At 36.9% G+C, this 635-nt stretch carries 1 protein-coding gene; it reads left to right on the top strand.

What is annotated here, in order from left to right:
* Positions 1-149 precede the first annotated feature (149 nt).
* Entirely contained in the window at positions 150-443 is a 294-nt protein-coding gene (locus tag ACYQ2O_RS12635; RefSeq protein WP_459796757.1) for a transposase, read from the top strand.
* Positions 444-635: the final 192 nt, after the last annotated feature.

Below are 635 nucleotides of genomic sequence, written 5' to 3'. Positions count from 1 at the left end.
CAAAAGTCAAGTAATAAGCATAAAAATGTGAAAAAATTTAAAAAAAGAAAATAAGTGGAGGGAAAACTCAAAAGAGAAAACCCTAAATCCACTTATATAGAGCATCTATAGTTTCCTAGGTGTCTCTGTTCATATGAGGAGGAAAAATGATGGAGAAGCGAAAAAAACGTCGCGTATTTTCTCAAGATTTTAAGAAGCAAGTCGTGGAACTGTATAAGGCCGGTAAACCAAGAAAAGATATTATTGCCGATTACGATTTGACACCATCGGCGTTTGACAAGTGGGTGCGCCAGTATGACGAGCCCGACAATGCTGAACTTGATGAGGGACTTACGCCTGAACAGCGAGAAATACGGCAACTGAGAAAGGAAAACGCCCAACTCAAACTGGAAAACGAGATACTCAAACAAGCGGCATTAATTTTCGGGAGAATGGAAAAGTAAGAGTGTGGACTAATTGATTTTGATTTATATATACTTCTTAACACTTTCATTTTATGATTATTGTTTAACTGAGCCAATTTCATAATTATTTGTCGTGTTTAACACCTGATAAATCAACTTTTTTAAAACATAGAAAAAAGGACCCCCCCATATGGTACAATTAGGTTGTCGACTAAGACACGTACTCCAGGA

The organism is Alkalibacterium sp. m-11 (assembly GCF_054658155.1).
Note: the sequence above shows the minus strand (reverse complement) of the source record. Positions and strands in the feature narration are given on the sequence as shown.

What these genes read in the sequence shown, in the direction of transcription:
- ACYQ2O_RS12635 (WP_459796757.1), top strand. Translation starts at nt 150, where the DNA reads ATGGAGAAGCGAAAAAAACGTCGCGTATTTTCTCAAGATTTTAAGAAG.